The sequence below is a fragment of the Kitasatospora sp. NPDC048540 genome (assembly GCF_040651175.1).
In the GTDB taxonomy this organism is placed as follows: Bacteria; Actinomycetota; Actinomycetes; order Streptomycetales; family Streptomycetaceae; genus Kitasatospora.
The window spans coordinates 104,155-121,139 of record NZ_JBEZIR010000004.1 but is presented as its reverse complement, the minus strand read 5'-3'; the positions used below and the strand labels follow the sequence as shown (position 1 = coordinate 121,139).

13 protein-coding genes are annotated in these 16,985 nt (G+C 76.8%); 9 read left to right on the top strand and 4 right to left on the bottom strand.

The features are described 5' to 3' along the window. Window positions 1-80: 80 nt before the first annotated feature. The 4 genes from AB0D08_RS03910 to AB0D08_RS03895 form a co-directional block, all read right to left on the bottom strand. Entirely contained in the window at window positions 81-746 is a 666-nt protein-coding gene (locus AB0D08_RS03910) for an ATP-binding cassette domain-containing protein (RefSeq protein ID WP_359886129.1), read from the bottom strand. Then, window positions 743-1,492, bottom strand: a complete 750-nt coding sequence (locus AB0D08_RS03905; protein WP_359886128.1) for an ATP-binding cassette domain-containing protein — start codon at window positions 1,490-1,492, stop codon at window positions 743-745. The genes AB0D08_RS03910 and AB0D08_RS03905 overlap by 4 nt, the downstream gene beginning before the upstream one ends. Next, window positions 1,489-3,300, bottom strand: a complete 1,812-nt coding sequence (locus AB0D08_RS03900; protein WP_359886127.1) for an ABC transporter permease — start codon at window positions 3,298-3,300, stop codon at window positions 1,489-1,491. Before AB0D08_RS03900 ends, AB0D08_RS03905 begins: the two co-directional genes overlap by 4 nt. Before the next feature lie 113 nt (window positions 3,301-3,413). Beyond that, window positions 3,414-3,896 carry a hypothetical protein gene (locus AB0D08_RS03895; protein WP_359886126.1) on the bottom strand — a complete coding sequence of 161 codons (483 nt, stop codon included), beginning with the start codon at window positions 3,894-3,896 and terminating at the stop codon, window positions 3,414-3,416. Window positions 3,897-4,075: 179 nt separating this feature from the next. Between AB0D08_RS03895 and AB0D08_RS03890 the strand changes: the two genes are divergently transcribed. From AB0D08_RS03890 to AB0D08_RS03850, 9 genes are all read left to right on the top strand, one after another. Beyond that, window positions 4,076-4,717 carry a hypothetical protein gene (locus AB0D08_RS03890; RefSeq protein WP_359886125.1) on the top strand — a complete coding sequence of 214 codons (642 nt, stop codon included), beginning with the start codon at window positions 4,076-4,078 and terminating at the stop codon, window positions 4,715-4,717. After that, complete coding sequence (locus AB0D08_RS03885) at window positions 4,714-6,072, top strand: ABC transporter substrate-binding protein (protein WP_359886147.1); 1,359 nt, start codon at window positions 4,714-4,716, stop codon at window positions 6,070-6,072. The genes AB0D08_RS03890 and AB0D08_RS03885 overlap by 4 nt, the downstream gene beginning before the upstream one ends. A 131-nt stretch (window positions 6,073-6,203) precedes the next feature. Then, window positions 6,204-6,734 (top strand): hypothetical protein, encoded by a 531-nt coding sequence (locus AB0D08_RS03880; protein ID WP_359886124.1) that lies wholly within the window; start codon window positions 6,204-6,206, stop codon window positions 6,732-6,734. Window positions 6,735-6,843: 109 nt separating this feature from the next. Next, window positions 6,844-9,681 (top strand): BTAD domain-containing putative transcriptional regulator, encoded by a 2,838-nt coding sequence (locus AB0D08_RS03875; RefSeq protein WP_359886123.1) that lies wholly within the window; start codon window positions 6,844-6,846, stop codon window positions 9,679-9,681. A 111-nt stretch (window positions 9,682-9,792) separates the two neighbouring features. Further along, on the top strand, window positions 9,793-12,693 hold the full coding sequence (locus AB0D08_RS03870) for a BTAD domain-containing putative transcriptional regulator (protein WP_359886122.1): 2,901 nt from the start codon (window positions 9,793-9,795) through the stop codon (window positions 12,691-12,693). A gap of 465 nt (window positions 12,694-13,158) precedes the next feature. Continuing rightward, window positions 13,159-14,442: a precorrin-6y C5,15-methyltransferase (decarboxylating) subunit CbiE gene (cbiE, locus tag AB0D08_RS03865; RefSeq protein WP_359886121.1), complete on the top strand. Its 1,284-nt coding sequence runs from the start codon at window positions 13,159-13,161 to the stop codon at window positions 14,440-14,442. Beyond that, window positions 14,439-15,197, top strand: coding sequence for a precorrin-4 C(11)-methyltransferase (gene cobM, locus AB0D08_RS03860; protein WP_359886120.1), 759 nt, complete (start codon window positions 14,439-14,441; stop codon window positions 15,195-15,197). The genes cbiE and cobM overlap by 4 nt, the downstream gene beginning before the upstream one ends. Next, complete coding sequence (locus AB0D08_RS03855) at window positions 15,197-15,988, top strand: cobalt-precorrin-6A reductase (protein WP_033822636.1); 792 nt, start codon at window positions 15,197-15,199, stop codon at window positions 15,986-15,988. The genes cobM and AB0D08_RS03855 overlap by 1 nt, the downstream gene beginning before the upstream one ends. Window positions 15,989-16,084: 96 nt before the next feature. After that, window positions 16,085-16,975, top strand: coding sequence for a hypothetical protein (locus tag AB0D08_RS03850; protein WP_033822635.1), 891 nt, complete (start codon window positions 16,085-16,087; stop codon window positions 16,973-16,975). The last annotated feature ends 10 nt before the right edge of the window (window positions 16,976-16,985 follow it).

The following is a 16,985-nucleotide window of genomic DNA, read 5'->3' as shown; positions in this document are numbered from 1 at the left end:
CATCCACATCATCAACGTTACCCATGCGTACGTCCGCACACCAGCCGGAATCGGGAGGCTCCGGCCCGCCCTGCACGCCGTCAGCCGTGGTCCGCGGCGGAGGTCCGCAGTTCGGGGGGTTCGCCGCTGAAGGTGATCCGGCCGCGGCGCAGCACGTGGACGAAGGTGCCGGGGCGGTCGAAGGCGGGGGGCAGGGACTGTTCGGCGAGGACCACGGTGCGGCCGTCGGCGGCCAGGCCGAGCAGCAGGCGGTGCAGGCGGTCGACCACCGCGGGGGCGAGGCCGCGGGCCGGTTCGTCGAGCAGCAGGACCGCCGGGCGGGCGGCCAGCGCCCGGGCGAGGGCGACCAGTTGCCGCTGGCCGCCGGAGAGGGCGCCGGCCCGGCGGTGGGCGAGCGGCGCCAGTTCCGGGAACCAGTGGTCGACCGGGGCCGGGCCGCCGAGGGCCAGGTGTTCGGCCACCGTGAGTGAGTCGAAGACGGCCCGCTCCGCCGGGACCAGGGCGGTCCCGAGCCGGGCCCGCCGGTGGGCGTCCAGCCCGGTGACGTCCACCCCGCGAAGCCGTACCCGGCCGGCCGTCGGGCGCAGCGAGCCGGCCAGGGTGTGCAGGGCGGTGCTGCGCCCGGCGCCGTTGCGGCCGAGCAGGACGGTGATCCGCCCTTGCGGGCAGGCCAGGTCGATGCCGTGCAGCGCCTCCAGCAGCCCGTACCGGGCCCGGACGCCGCGCAGTTCGGCCCCGGCGCTCATCCGGCGCCCCACAGTGCGGTGACCGCGGGGTCGGCGAGGACCGCGCGGGCGGGGCCGCTGAGCACCATGCGGCCGGCCGCGAGGACGTAGGCGGTGTGGGCGAGGCCGGCCACGAGTTCGGGGTCGTGCTCGACCAGCAGGACGGCCAGTCCGTCGGCGGCCAGTGCCCGCAGCACCACGGCGAGGTGGCGGGTCCGGGTGGTGTCCAGGCCGGCGGTCGGCTCGTCCAGGAGCAGCACGCGGGGTTCGGCGGCGAGGGCGCGGGCGAGTTCCAGCAGCCGCAGCGCGCCCGCGGGCAGGGCGGCGGCGGGCAGGTCGCGGACGGTGTCGAGGCCGAACAGCCGCAGGGCGCGGGTGGTGGCGGCGCGGGCGTCGGCGCGGCCGTGCGGGGGCAGGCCGAGCAGTCCGCGGGCGGTGCCGGCGGTGTGCTGCTCGGCGCCGATCCGGACGTTCTCGCCGACCGTCAGGCCGGGGAAGACGGCGGGCTGCTGGAAGGTCCGGGCCAGGCCGAGCCTGGCCCGGGCGTGGTCGGGGCTTCGGGTGACGTCCCGGCCGTCGAGCAGGACGCGGCCGGCGTCGGGTCTGGCCCGGCCGCTGAGGCAGTCGAAGAGGGTGCTCTTGCCGGCGCCGTTCGGGCCGACCAGGGCGGTGATCCGGCCGGGCGGCACGGTCAGGTCGACGCCGTCGACGGCCCGGGCGCCGCCGAACCGCCGGACCAGTCCGTACGCGGCGAGGCCCGCGCTCATCCGCCGCCCCGCCCGCCCCGCCCGCCCCGTCCGGCCGGCCCGGCGCGCAGGCGTTCCCCGAGCGGGCTGAGCACCGGGCGGCCCGCGGCGGGGCCGCGGGCCCGGGCGAGCCCGGCCAGGCCGCCGGGGAGCCGGCCGACCGCCACCGCGCCGGCGCCGACCACCACGGCGGAGACGCCCTGGCCGAACAGGGTGTCCAGCACGGTCAGGGCCGCGGCGGCGACGACCGCCCCGGTGGCGCTGTCCACCCCGGCGACCACCGCGGCGGCGAACCAGAGCAGTCCGCGCACCGGGTCGTAGGCGTTCGGGTCGAAGGACTGGCCGGCCAGGGTGGTCAGGGCGCCGCCGAGGGCGGCGAGCCCGGCGCCGGTCATGAAGAGCAGCAGTTTGAGGCGGGGGACGTCGACCCCGGCGGCCGAGGCGGCGTCCTGGTGGTCGCGCAGTGCGGTGAGCGCCCGGCCGAGCCGTCCCCGGTGCAGGTTGCGGACCAGCAGCAGGGCCGCGGCCAGCAGCAGCAGTTCCAGCGCGTACAGGGTCCGGTCGCCGCCTGGCAGTTGGGCGCCGCCGAGGTCCAGTCCGTCGGTGGCGTACGGCTGGTCGAACACCAGCCGGCTGAGGGCGGTCCCGACGGCCAGCGTGGTCAGGGCGAGGGCGAGGCCGCGGCGGCGGATCGCGGGCCGGCCGAGCAGCAGGCCCAGCGGTACGGCCGCGGCGACGGCCAGCAGCAGGGCGGGCAGCGGCGGGAGGGCGGGGAGGCCGGGGACCTGACCGGAGATCAGCAGGGCGGTGCCGAGGCCGCCGAGCCCGGCGTACCCGGCCTGGCCGAGCGAGACCTGGCCGCCGTAGCCGGTCACCACCACGGTGGAGAGCAGGACCAGGGCGAGCGCGGGCACCGCGAGCGCGTCACGCAGGTCGTCGGCGCGGAACCAGAGCGGCAGCAGCAGCAGAACGGCGCAGGCGGCCCGGATGCCGCCGGGGGTGCTGCGGCCGGGCCGCGGGGCGAGTCCGCGGTCGTCGGCGAGCGCGGTGCGCCACGGCAGCAGGGCGGCGGCCAGCAGCGCCACCACGAACAGGTTGGCCTGCAGGGCTTGGGCGAGCGGCAGCAGCTGTCCGGGCGGGTGCCAGCGGGTGAGTTCGCTCTGCACCACGCCGAGCGCGAGTCCGGTGGCGACGGCGACCGGCAGGCTGCGCAGCCGCGCGGCGACGGCCACCGCCATGGTCTCCAGCACCAGCAGCGGCAGCCCGTACGGGTCGAGCAGCAGGTCGGGGGCGAGCAGGACGCCGACCAGCCCGGCGGTGAAGGAGCCGAACGCCCAGCCGCCGGCGGCGACCCGGTCGGCGTCGATGCCGGTCAGGCCGGCCAGCGTGCGGTCGTCGACCACCGCGCGCATCCGTACGCCGACGGCCGTGCGGCGGTTGACCAGGCCGACCGCCGCGGTGAGCAGCAGCACCCCGGCGAGCTGGACCAGGGTGTCCAGGCGCAGCGGGTGGCCGCCGGGACGGGCGAGGACGGTGGCCGGGGCGAGGGCGGGTGCGTCGCCGAACGGGGTGGTGCCCCAGACCAGGACGGCGAGGCCGATCAGCAGCACGAAGACGCCGACGGAGGCGACCAGGGTCTCGGCGGCGCCGGCGCCGCGGCGTTGCAGGGGCCGGAAGACGGCCACCTCCAGCAGGACGCCGAGGGCGGGCGCGGCCAGCAGCAGGCAGCAGGGCGCGGCGAGGGCGAGCGGCCAGTGCCGGACCACCACCAGTTCGCGCAGCAGGTAGGCGATCAGCATCGCCTGGGCGCCCTGGGCGAGGTTGAGCACGCCGGTGGCCGTACGTGACGATCAGTCCGACGCCGCTGAGGGCGGCCGCGCTGCCGACCGCGAGACCGGCCAGCAGCAGGTCGACGCCGAGCGAGAGGGTGTCCGGCACGGCGTCAGCCGCCCGCGGCGGGCGGCGGTCCGGGGTCGCAGACCGGGCAGGGGGTGAGGGCGCGTTCGCGGACGGTCGCCGCGTCCACCGGGACGGCCTGCGGTTTGCCGGTCACCAGCGCGCAGTCGGGGCGGTGGTACAGGGTGCCCTCGGGGACGGCCAGCGGCGGGCCCGCCGGGGCGGGGGCGGTGTCGGGGCGGGGGTCGGTCCCGTCGGTGAGCAGCGCGTACAGCTGGTCGATCCGGGAGTCGGCCGGCCGGTCCCGGGGGCCGGGGGCCCGGTTGCCGAGCAGCAGGGCGCCGGCCGCGACCAGGGCGGTGCCGGGGGCGGTGGCGGAGGCGAGGTAGGGCAGCTGGCGGGCGGTGAGGGACTCGCCGGACACGCCGTACCAGCCGAGCAGGCAGAGCAGCAGCCCGGCGACCAGCACCGGCCAGCCCGGGTGCTCGCGCAGGGCGCGGGCGGCGGTCCGCAGGTACGGGCGGGGCATGGCACCTTCCGTGGGTGGAACTCTATCCGACATGGGGCTTCTGGGTGGTGCATGATGGTTTGTCCGGTGATCGTCCCTCATAGTGGCCCGTGCGGCCTGTTGCGCCGCGCCCGGCCCGACCGGCCGGGCAGCCAACCGAGCGACCGGGACCAGGTCGGGAAGACGCGGTGAGAGAGCCCATGCGCACCAGCCACAGTGACCACCGGCCGGCAGCCGGAGCCGGTCGGCAGCTCCCCCCGGACACCCGGGCGCACCGGGCCCGGCCGCACCGGGCCGCCGCCCTCCGGCTGACCGGCGCGGCGCTGGCCGTCGCGCTGGCGGCCGGGTGCAGCAGCAGTAGCAGCGGGAGCGGCAGCAGCGCCTCCGCCGCCCCGTCCGTGTCGATCTCGGTCTCCGGGCCGTCGGCCTCGGTGTCGATCGAGCTGTCCCCGTCGCCCTCGGCGACCGGCAGCGCCCCCGCCGACGTCGCCGGCTCCACCACCCAGGTGACCACCAACTGGGAGAAGTTCTTCGACCCGGCCACCTCGCTCGCCGACAAGTCCGCCCTGCTGGAGAACGGCGAGCAACTGGTCCCGGTGCTCCAGGGCTTCGCCTCGGACCCGCGGGTCGGCCAGGTGAAGGCCAAGGTCACCAACGTGGCCTTCACCTCGCCCTCCTCCGCCACCGTGACCTACACGCTCTCGCTGCAGGACCAGGTGGTGCAGCAGGACGCCACCGGCCAGGCCGTCCTGGTGGACGGCACCTGGAAGGTCTCCACCTCGACCCTGTGCGGACTGGTGACCCTGGCCGGGAGCGCCTCCGCGGTGCCCGGGTGCAGCTGAGCCGGCGACGGCGGGCGGCGGCGGCCGGGCGGCGCCCGGCGGCCGCCGCCCTCGCACTGCTGCTGCTGCTCGCGCCGGCCACGGCCTGCGGCAGCCGGCTGCCGCGCAGCGCGTTCGGCTCCACCGGCGGCGCACCCGATCTGGCCACCGACACCGGGGTGAGCGCCCGCGAGATCACGGTCGGCATCATCACCTCGCTGACCAGCCCGGTGGGCGGGGAGGCGCTGGCCGGTCCGCGCTACGGCGCGCTCGCCTTCTTCCGCGCCCAGGCCGACCAGGGCGGCCTGCACGGCCGCACCGTCCGGGTGGTGACCTGCGACGACGGCGGCAGCGGCCTCGGCAACCGGGACTGCGCGCACCGGCTGATCGACCAGGAGCACGTGTTCGCCCTGGTCGCGGGCAGCGTGCTGGACTACGCCGGGGCGCCGTACGTCGACGCCCACCAGGTGCCCGACGTCGGCGGGCAGCCGATCACCACCGCCTACGACCGCTGGCCGCACCTGTACAGCATCTACGGCTCCGCGGCGCCCCGGGACGGCCGCTCGGTCGGCTGGGACGGTGTCCTGTACCAGAGCACCGAGGTCTACCGCTTCTTCAAGGAGCGGCTCGGCGCCCGCAGCGCGGCCGTGGTCTCGTACAACCAGGCCGACTCGGCGCGCTACGCCCGGCAGTTGGAGGAGGGCCTGCGGGCGGAGGGGTACCGGGTGCTCAGCCAGAGCGTGGACCTCGCGCTGCCCGGTTTCCAGACGGTCGCCGCCGCGATGAAGGCCGACGGCAGCGAGCTGCTCTTCGACGCCATGGACAGCCGCGGCAACGCCGCCCTCTGCCAGGCGCTCGACGCGGCCGGGGTCCGGCTGACCGCCAAGGTCACCAACGTGCAGAACTGGTCCGAGACGGTGCGCACCGACTACCGGGACTCCCCCTCCTGCCGCAACGACCTGTGGGCCACCTCGTCCTCCCGCAACTACGAGGACACCGCGCAGCCGGCCGTCGCCGCGTTCCGGGCGGCCATGGCGCGCTACTACCCGGAGCGCGCGGGACAGCTCTCCGCCTGGGAGCTGGAGGGCTGGGCGGCGGCCCTATGGCTGACCGACGCGATGGACTCCTGCGGCACCGAGCTGACCCGGGCCTGCGTCGGGCGGTTCATGAACCGCCGCGAGCCGTACGACGCCCACGGCCTGCTGATCCCCGCCGACTTCACGCCGCAGCCCCGGCCCAGCGGACCCACCCTCGCCTGCCTGAACGCCGCCCGCTGGCAGGACACCGCGTTCGACGGACGGGGCGGCTGGGTGGGCCAGGTCGACTTCCCGGCCACCGCCTGTTACGACGTACCGCAGCTCCCCTACCGACCGTGACCGTCCGATCACGTTTCTTCAACGGCTTGGCGACATATGGGAGTTACGTGCTCGAAAGGTGAACAGCGCGGCCGCGCTCTGGTTGACTCACCGGCCTGCCCACCCCCGCCGGAACGGAGCCTTCCACCGCCATGCCCTCGTCCACCCGCAGCCGCCACCGGCAGCTCGCCGGCCTCGCCGCCCTGGCCCTGGCCGCCGCCTTCGCCCTGACCGGCTGCGACCCCTCGGACACCGGCGGCGCCCCCGCGCCCGCCGTCTCCACCAGCGCCGCCGCCCCGGCCGCGGCCGTCACCAGCGCCACCCCGGACCCGACGCCGACGCCGAGCCCGACTCCGAGCCCCACGCCGAGCCCGACACCGACCGTCACCGAGGCCGCCGCGGCGAACGTCCCGGCGCCCGCGCCCCCGGCCGCCGTCACCACCACCAAGCCCGCGGCACCGAAGACCACCGCCCCCGCGCCGAAGACCACCACCAGGACCGCCGAACCGCCCCGCACCAGTGAACCCGCCCCGGCCGGCTGCGAGATCGTCTCCAACGCGGGCAACTGCTACCAGGCCGGCCAGTTCTGCCGCGACGCCGACCTCGGCCGCTCCACCCACGACGCCGGCGGCCGGATGATCTACTGCCGGATGGTCAGCGGCAAGCCGCACTGGCAGGCCTGAGCGGCGGACGGCCACCGGGTCGGTCCACCGGCGGGCAGGGCTCTAGCATGTCGCCGGAGATGATCGGCGGCGGGCCGGACCCGGCCGCGCGGGGAACGGGGGACACGGGATGCGGTTCGGCCTGCTCGGGGCGCTCACGGTGCACGACCCGGCCGGGCGCGAACTCCCGCTCGGCGCACCGAAGAACCGCGCCCTGCTGGCCGTACTGCTGCTGCGGGCCAACCACGCGGTGTCGCTGGACACCGTGAAGTCCGCGCTCTGGGGCGATCACCCGCCCGCGAGCGCGACCGCCTCGGTCCACAACCACGTGACCCGGCTGCGCCGCGCCCTCGGCGACGAGGGCGCGGCCCGGCTGCGCGCCGACCAGCGGGGCTACCGGATCGAGGCCGACGAGCAGGAGGTCGACGCGCTGGTCTTCACCGGCCTGGTCCGGGCGGCGGACGCCGCCCGCCGCCGGGGCGACTGGGCCGCCGTCGGCAGACGCTCCCGCGCCGCCCTCGCACTGTGGCGCGGCGATCCGCTGACCGGCGTCCAGCTCGCCGAGCACGCGGCGGCGCAGGTGGAACCGGAGCTGGAACAGTGGCGGCAGTCACGGCTCCAGGTGCTGGAGTGGCGGCTGGAGGCCGAACTGCGCGACGGCGAGCACGGCGCCCTGGTCGCGGAGCTGACCGCGCTGGCCGCCGAGCACCCGCTGCGGGAGGGCTTCCACCGGCAGCTGATGCTCGCACTGCACCGCTCCGGACGGCAGGCCGAGGCGCTCGCGGTGTTCCAGCAGCTGCGCAAGCGGCTGGTGACGGAGCTCGGCGTCGAGCCCGGCGTGGACGCCCGGGCCGCCCACCGGGAGATCCTCGCCCCGCCCGAGGACGATCCGGCGCCCGCCCCAGGACCCGGCGCACCTGCCCAACTCCCGAGGGACATCCTCGACTTCACCGGCCGCAGCGACCAGCTGGACCGGCTGTCCGCGCTGCTCGCCCCCACCGAGCCACCGGGCCCCGGCGTGCTGCGGGTGGCGGCCGTCAGCGGACCTGGAGGTGTCGGAAAGACCACGCTCGCCGTCCGCGCCGCGCACCGGATCGCCGACGGCTTCCCGGACGGGCAGCTGTACGTCGACCTCCGCGGCGTCCACCACTCCCCCGCCGACCCCGGCGAGGTGCTGGCCGGCTTCCTGCGGGAGCTGGGCACACCCGAGCACGACATCCCGGCGACCGAGGAGGCCCGCGCCGCCCGCTACCGCAGCCTGCTGGCCGACCTCCGGGTCCTGGTCGTGCTGGACAACGCCCGCGACACCGCCCAGGTCGCCCCGCTGCTGCCGGGCTCCGCGGGCTGTGCGGCCCTGGTGACCGCCCGGCGCAGACTGCCCGGCCTCGCGGGCGCCGTCCACCTGGACCTGTCCACGCTCGGCGACCGGGACGCCCACGAGCTCTTCGCCGCCATCGCCGGTCCCGAGCGGGCAGCAGCCGAACCGGAGGCCACCGCCGAGGTGGTGCGCCACTGTGCGGGCCTCCCGCTCGCCCTGCGGATCGCCGCCGCCCGCCTGGCCGGACGCCCCTCCTGGCAGGTGGCGACGCTCGCCGACCGGCTCGCCGACCACAGCCGCCGGCTGGACGAACTGCGGGTCGAGGACCTCGCCGTCCGGGCCAGCTTCCTGATGAGCTACGCGCAACTGCGGGCCCCCGACGGCCCGGACGGTCCCGGGCCCGCCCGGGCGTTCCGGCTGCTCGGGCTGGCGCCGGGCGTGGACATCGGCCTGCGCGCCGCCGCGGCCCTGCTGGGCCAACCGCTCGACCGCACCGAGCAGGTGCTGGAGCACCTGGTCGACGTCAGCCTGCTCGACAGCACCGGCCCGGACCGCTACCGCCTGCACGACCTGCTCCGGGACTTCGCCGCCGAGCGGGCCGAGGCCGAGGAGGGCGCGGACGCCGGCCGGGACGCCGTCGGCCGGATCGTGCGCTGGTACCTCGACAGCCTCGTCGAGGCCGACGCCGTCATCTTCCCCACCCTCAGACGGCCGGAGCGCCTGCCCGAGGACCCCGGGTACCGGCCGCACGGCTTCGCCGGGGTACCGGACGCGCTGCACTGGTGCGACGCCGAAAGGGTCAACCTGGTCGGCGCCACCGAGGCCGCCGCACGGCACGGGTTCCACCACATCGCCTGGCGGATCCCCGGCCACGGCTGGTCCTACCTCACCCACCGCAGCCATCTGCAGGACTGGCTGACCACCAGCACGGCCGGCCTGGCCGCCGCCCGCAGCGCGGGCGACAGCGCCGCCGAGTCGCTGATGCTCACCATCAGGGGCGCGGCCTACGTCCAGGTCGGGGAGTGGCCCCCGGCGCAGGAGAACTTCAGGGCGGCGCTGGCGATCCGGCGGGCCGACGGCGACGTGGCCGGCCAGATGGCCACCACCAACAACCTCGGCATCCTGATGCGGATCCAGAAACGGAACGCGGAGGCCAGGGAGTACTTCCTGCAGGCGCTGGAACTCGCCGGCTCCCCGGACACCCGGAACCACGAGAAGATGGTGCTCACCAACCTCGGCGGCGCCGAACTGGAACTCGGCCACTACCCCGAGGCGCTGCGCTGCCTCGGCGAATCGGTGCGGCTCAGCGAGGAACTCGGCGAGCCCGCGGCCAACTCCGAGACCTACACCTCCCTCGGCGTAACCCACCTGCGGATGGGCAACCCCGGGCTGGCGGTGCCCGCGCTCAGGTCCGCCATCGACAGCGGCGCCACCATCGGCGTCCCGTTCACCGAGGCCGTCGGCCACGCCTACCTGACCATCGCCCTGCTCGGGCTCGGGCAGCCGGACGAGGCCTCGGCCGCCTTCGACGTGGCCCGCGCCGCGGCCGCCCGGCTCACCGGATCCCAGGTCGCCACGGCGGGCGACGTCCTGGCCGAGGCCGAAGCGGCCCTGCAGTCGGCACGGCCCCCTGCCACCGGCCGGCCCTGACCACCGGCCGGGCCTGACCGCCTGACCACCGACCGGGCCTGGCCGCCGGCCGGGCCCGGGTCGCGGCTACCATGGCCCGGATCGGGAGCCGGGGTGCGGGAGGGACGTGGGATGCGGTTCGGTCTGCTCGGCCCGGTGACCGCGCACGACGACACCGGCCGAGCGCTGGCGCTCGGCGCACCGAAGAACCTCGCCCTGCTGACGGTCCTGCTGCTCGACGCCAACCGCACCGTGTCGCTGGACCGGATCAAGGCCGCCCTGTGGGGCGAACGGCCCCCCGCCAGCGCCACCTCCTCGGTGCACAACCACGTGACCCGGCTGCGCCGCGCCCTCGGACCCGCAGGAGGCCTCCGGCTGCGCGCCGCCCCACCGGGCTACCTGATCGAGGTCGGCGCCGAGGAACTGGACGGCACCCGCTTCACCGACCTGCTGCGGGCGGCCGACGCGGCCCGGCGCGGCGACGACTGGCCCGCCGTCGGCGAACGGGCCAGGGCGGCGCTCGCGCTGTGGCGCGGCGAGCCGCTGACCGGGGTGGTGCTGGCCGAGCAGGCCGACACCGCCGCCCGCCCCACGGTGGAACGCTGGCGGCAGGGCCGGCTGCAGGCACTGGAGTGGCGGTTCGAGGCCGAGCTGCGGGCCGGCGGGCACGCCGCCCTGCTCCCCGAACTGGCCGGGCCGGCCGCCGAGCACCCCCTGCTGGAGAGCTTCCAGCGGCAGCTGATGCTCGCCCTGCACCGCTGCGGGCGGCAGAGCGAGGCACTGGCCGTCTACCACCGGCTGCGCCGCCGGCTGGTGGAGGAGCTGGGCGTCGAGCCCGGCGCCGAGGCGCAGGCCGCGTACCACGAGATCCTGACCCACCCCGCCGCGGCCCCGACCCCTGCGCCGGGCCCCACACCCTACCGGCCACCTTCCCAACTCCCCCGCGACATAGCCGACTTCACCGGCCGACAGGGCCAGGTACGGCAACTCCTCGACCTGCTGACCCCGGCACCTGGCGGCGGCCCGCTCGGGGTGGTCGCCGTCAGCGGCGCCGGCGGGCTCGGCAAGACCACCCTGGCCGTGCACAGCGCCCACCGGGCCGCCGCCTGCTTCCCCGACGGCCAGCTGTACATGGACCTGCGCGGGGTGCAGGCCACCCCCGCCACGCCGAGCGACATCCTCGCCTGCCTGCTGCGCGACCTCGGCGAACCCGAGGACCGGATCCCCGCCTCCGAGGACTCCAGGGCCGCCCGCTACCGCAGCCTGCTCGCCGACCGCCGGGTGCTGGTCGTCCTCGACAACGCCCGCGACGCCGCCCAGGTCAGACCACTGCTGCCGGGCTCCGCGGGCTGCGCGGTGCTGGTCACCTCGCGGCGCCGGCTCGGCGGGCTGGCCGGTGCCGTCCACCTCGGGCTGTCCACCTTGGCCGACACGGAGGCGCACGAACTGTTCGCCGCCCTCGCGGGCCACGACCGGACCGCCGCCGAACCCGCCGCCACCGCCCGGGTGGTGGCCCACTGCGCCGGGCTGCCGCTGGCCCTGCGGATCGCCGCCGCCCGCCTCGCCGGCCGGACCTCGTGGAACGTGTCCACCCTCGCCGACCGGCTCGCCGACCACACCCGCCGGCTGGACGAGCTGCGGGTCGAGGACCTCGCCGTCCGCGCCACCTTCCAGATGAGCTACGCCCAACTCGCCTCCCCGCAAGGCCCGGAGGAGATCCACCCGGCGCTGGCCTTCCGGCTGCTCGGACTGGCGCCCGGCCCGGAGATCAGCCTGCGCGCGGCCGCCGCCCTGCTGGACCACCCCGCGGAGCGGGTCGAGGACGCGCTGGAGCAACTCGTCGACGCCTGCCTGCTGGAGAGCGTCGCACCGGAGCGCTACCGGCTGCACGACCTGCTCCGGGACTTCGCCGCGGAGCGCGCCGCCGCCGAGGAGCCCACCGGGCGCCGCCGGGCCGCCGTCGGCCGGGTCACCGGCTGGTACCTGGACAGCCTGGTCGAGGCGGACGCCGTCCTGTTCCCCGGCGCCGCCCGGCCCGAGCTACCGGTCCCGCAACCCGGCCACCGCCCGCACGGCTTCCGGCACTTCCAGGACGCCGTGCACTGGTGCGAGACCGAACGCACCAACCTGGTCCGCGCCACCGCCGCCGCCACCGAGCACGGCTTCCACCGGACCTGCTGGCTGCTGCCCGGCTTCGCCTGGGCGTACCTCAACCTGATGGGCCGCTGGCAGGACTGGCTGGACATCACCGAGGCAGGACTGGCCGGCGCCCGCGCCGCCGGGGATCCGGCCGGCGAGTCCACCGTACTGACCGCCCGGGGCGCGGCGTTCATGCAACTGGAACGCTGGTCGGAGGCGCTGCACCTGCTCCGGGCCGCCCTGCGGATCCGCCAGGAGACCGGTGACGTCCCGGGCCAGATGTCCAGCACCTGCACCATCGGCCTGGTGTACCGCCGCACCGGACAGCGCGAGGAGGCCCGTGCGGCCTTCCTCCAGGCACTGGCCTTCGTCGGGCCGCCGGAGCTGCGCAAGCGCGAGGTCACGGTGCTGGCCAACCTGGCCCTGATCGAGTTGGAACTGGGCCGCTACGCCGACGCGCTGGCCTACAGCGAGCGGGCCCTGCGGGCCGGCCGGGAGTTCAACGAACTCCCCGGCGACGCCAACACCCTGGTCACCAAGGGCGCCGCGCTGAGCGGACTCGGCCGCGACGCCGAAGCCGTCGCCCCGTTCCAGGAGTCCGTGATGCTCGCCCGCTACATCGGTGACCGGTTCTGCGAAGGCATGGCCCTCGCGCGGCTCGCCCTGGCACTCACCCGGCTGGCCCGCACGGCGGAGGCCGAGGCGGCGGTCCTGGAGGCCCGCGCCGTGGTCGAGGTGCTCGCCGAGCGGGCCGCCGCCTGGCAGGCGGACGCCGTCCGGGCGCAGCTCGACGGGGTGGCCGCCGCCGCGCTCACCGCCCGCGGACACGCCGCCGTCGGGCAGACCGCCGTCGGGCAGACCGCTCCGGCCGCCCGTTCCGGGCTGCCGGCCTGACCATCGGACGGCGCGACCGTCGGCCGGCCCCACCGTCGGGCAGACCCCGCCGGGCGCCGCGCCGAGACCCCCGTCCCCTGCGCGGCGCCGAGGCACGGTCAGGTCCAGATCGAGTCCCTCGACACCCCGCCGCCTGCCCGCGCCACCCGCCCGGACATCCCCGTCGGCTTCGTCATCGTCCGCTCCTCTCACGATCCGCACCGACCGGACGACAGCCCGCCGGCGATCCGGCCGCCCTGTTCGGCGGCCTGGTCGAAGCTTCCTGCGGGCCACCAACGGATCACCAACGGAACACCGTTCGCCGCGACGGCGAGGCCGCCGCGGGGCCGGCCCACCGGCCCGCCCGGCCCCGGCGGCCGCCCGCCCCGTCCACCGCGAGAGCAGCGTCACGCCGTACCCGGGCCCGCCGGTCCGCGGGCCCCGGTAGGCTGCCTGCCAGCCCGTCCGACCTGCGAGGAGTCCCCCTTGGCCAGCGCTTCGACCAGCGCTTCCGTTCCGGTCCCGGCGATCACCGTGGTCGGGATCGGGGCCGACGGCTGGCCGGGCCTGGCCGAAGGGTCACGGCGGGCGCTCGAGGACGCCGAGGTGGTGATCGGCGGCCCGCGCCAACTCGACCTGCTGCCCGCCGGGATCACCGCCGAACGGCTCCCCTGGCCGTCGCCGCTGCGCCCCGCCGTCCCCGGGCTGCTGGCCGCCCACCGCGGCCGCCGCCTGGCCGTCCTCGCCAGCGGCGACCCGATGTTCTACGGCATCGGCCGCACCCTGGCCGAACTCGCCGGACCGGACGCGCTGCGGGTGCTGCCGCACCCCTCCTCCGTCAGCCACGCCTGCGCCCGCCTCGGCCTGCCCGTCGAGGACACCGACGTGGTCACCCTGGTCGGCCGCCCACTGGACTCGCTCACCGCCGCCCTCTACCCCGGCCGCACCGTCCTGGTGCTCAGCGCCGGGGCCCGGACCCCCGCCCAGGTCGCCGCGCTGCTCACCGAACGCGGCTACGGGCCGAGCCGGCTGCGCGTCCTGGAGCAGCTGGGCTCCCCCGCCGAACGGCAGCTGGAGGGCACCGCCGCGCACTGGCCGCACCCGCCCGGCGACCCCCTCAACGTCATCGCCGTCGACTGCACGGCCGAACCCGGCACGCTCCGCGCCCAGCTGGTGCCCGGGCGGCCGGACGCCGCGTACGAGAGCGACGGCCAGCTGACCAAGCGGCACGTCCGCGCGGCCACCCTCGCCTCGCTCGCCCCCGCGCCCGGCGAACTGCTCTGGGACATCGGCGGCGGCTCCGGCTCGATCGGCATCGAGTGGCTGCGCGCCCACCGCAGCTGCCGCGCCGTCAGCGTGGAACGCGACCCGGCACGGGCGGAACGGATCACCCGTAACGCCGCCGCCCTCGGCGTGCCCCGCCTCCAGGTGGTGACCGGGCCCGCGCCCGCCGCGCTGGCCGGCCTGCCCGCCCCGGACGCCGTGTTCATCGGCGGCGGCCTGACCGCACCCGGGCTGCTGGAGGCCTGCTGGGCCGCGCTCCCGGCGGGCGGACGGCTGGTCGCCAACACCGTGACTCTGGAGTCGGAGGCACTGCTCACCCAGTGGTACCGGCGGCACGGCGGTGAGCTGCTGCGGCTCGCGGTGGCACACGCGGTGCCGGTGGGCGGCTTCACCGGCTGGCGGCAGGCGATGCCGGTCACCCAGTGGTCGGTGGTCAAGCCGCCGGCCGGGGACGAGAACGCTTCGGAGCAGGGAGAGCAGCAGTGACCGTCTACTTCATCGGGGCCGGCCCCGGCGCCGCCGACCTGATCACCGTGCGCGGCCAGCGCACCCTGGCGGCCTGCGGGGTGTGCCTGTACGCGGGCAGCCTGGTGCCGCGCGAGCTGCTGGCCGAGTGCCCGCCGGACGCCCGGCTGGTAGACACCGCGCAGCTCAACCTGGACCAGATCGTCGCCGAGATGACCGCGGCCCACGGACGCGGCCAGGACGTGGCCCGGCTGCACTCCGGCGACCCCTCGGTGTTCAGCGCGGTGGCCGAGCAGATGCGCCGCCTGGACGCGGCCGGCATCCCGTACGAGGTGGTGCCCGGGGTACCCGCCTTCGCGGCCGCGGCGGCTGCGCTGAAGCGGGAGTTGACGGTCCCGACGGTCGGCCAGACCGTGATCCTCACCAGGGTCGCCCGGCAGGCCACCCCGATGCCCGAGGGCGAGGACCTGGCCACCCTCGGCCGCAGCGGCGCCCTGCTGGTGCTGCACCTGGCGACCCGGTACGTGGAGAGCGTGGTCGAGGAGCTGCTGCCGCACTACGGCGCCGACTGCCCGGCCGCCGTGGTGGCGATGGCCAGCCGCCCCGACGAGCTGGTGCTGCGCGGCACCCTCGGCGACATCGCCGGCCAGGTGAAGGAGGCCGGGGTGCTGCGGACCGCCGTCATCCTGGTCGGGCGCACGCTGGGCGCCGAGCAGTTCCGGGACAGCCACCTCTACTCGGCCGAGCGGGAACGTCAGCACGAGCCCTGCGCCTGATGCCCCGCCACCTCCTGATCCTCGGCGGGACCACCGAGGCCCGGCAGCTCGCGGCCGAGCTGGTGGCCGGGTCGGCGACCGAGTCGGCGGCCGGGTCAGCGGCCCGAGGGACAGCCGACCCGGGTCTGCGGGTGACGAGTTCGCTGGCGGGCCGGGTGGCGCAGCCGCGGCTGCCCGCCGGGGAGGTACGGATCGGCGGCTTCGGCGGCCCGGCCGGGCTGGCCGCCTGGCTGCGGGAGCACCGGGTGGACGCGGTGGTCGACGCCACCCACCCGTTCGCCGAAGGGATCAGCCGCAACGCGGCCGAGGCCGCCGCCCGGACCGGGGTGCCACTGCTGGCGCTGCGCCGGCCGGGCTTCGAACCGGTGGCCGGGGACCACTGGCACCCGGTCGGGTCACCGGCCGAGGCCGCCGACGCGCTGCCCGGGCTCGGGCGCCGGATCATGCTGACCACCGGCCGGCAGAGCCTGGCGGCCTTCGCCCATCTGACCGGTCTCTTCTTCCTGGCCCGCTCGGTGGACGCCCCCGAGCCGCCGCTGCCGCCGCACACCGAGATCCTGCTCGACCGCGGCCCGTTCACCCTGGACGGCGAACGGGCCGTCCTGCGCGCCCACCGGATCGACGTCCTGGTCACCAAGGACAGCGGTGGCGCCGCCACCGCGCCCAAGCTGACCGCAGCCCGTGAACTGGGCCTGCCCGTGGTGGTGGTCCGCCGCCCCGAGCCGCCGGCCGGCGTCCCGACGGTCGCGGACGTCCCGTCCGCCGTCGCCTGGCTCGCCGCCGACCGCTGAGCCCGGCCGGGCCGCTGGGCCGGGCCGGACCGCGAGCCGCCGCGGCGGCCACGCTGGTCCGCCGGGATCGGCCGCACAGGCCATAGCCTCTGGACCATGTCAGTCGGGGTGATCTGGGCGCTGGTCGCCGCACTCCTCGCCGGTCTGGCGACGGTGCTGGAGGCACTCGGCACCCGCCGGGCCGCCCGTGGGCGGGATGCGGCCGCCTCCGGCGCCGGGGCCGCGGCGCTGGTGGGCGCGGTCCGGCAGTGGCCGTTCCTCGCGGGTGTGGTGCTTGACGTGCTCAGCTTCGTCGCGGAACTGGTCGCCTTGGAGCGGCTCCCGCTGTACGTCGTCGAGGCGATGCTCTCCTCCGCGCTGGCCGTGACGGCCGTCGGCGCGGCAGCTCTCCTCCAGGTCCGGCTGCGGCGGATCGAGTGGACGGCGGTGCTCGCGGTCTGCGCCGGACTGGCCGTGCTCGCCGTCACCGCCGGGCGCGAGGGCAGCGGGAAGGGCGACCTGACGCTGCGGGTCGTCACGCTGGTGGCGACGGTCGGCCTGCTGGGCGCGGCCTGGGCGGCGAGCCGCCTCCCGGCGGGCTCCCGGGCCACCGTGCTCGGGCTGGTGGCCGGGCTGGAGTTCGGACTGGTGGGGGTCGCGGTGCGGGTGCTGCCCTCGCTCGACGTCGGGAGCCTGTTCACCGAGCCGTCGGCGTACGCGGTCGCGATCGGCGGGATCGGCGGGTTCGTGGCCCTGACGGCGGCCGTCGAGAAGGGCTCGGTGACCGCGGCGACGGCGGCCATGGTGATCACCGAGACCGTCGGGCCGGCCGCCGTCGGGGTGCTGGTGCTCGGGGACCGCACCCGGACGGGAGCCGTCCCGGCGGCGGTGGCGGGATTCGTGGTCGCCGTGGCGGGCGTGCTGATGCTGGCCCGCTTCGGCGACGCCGAACGGGTGTCCGCCGGGCCGGCATCAGACGTCGGACACCAAGAGCCGGATGTCGGATGACAGATAGCAG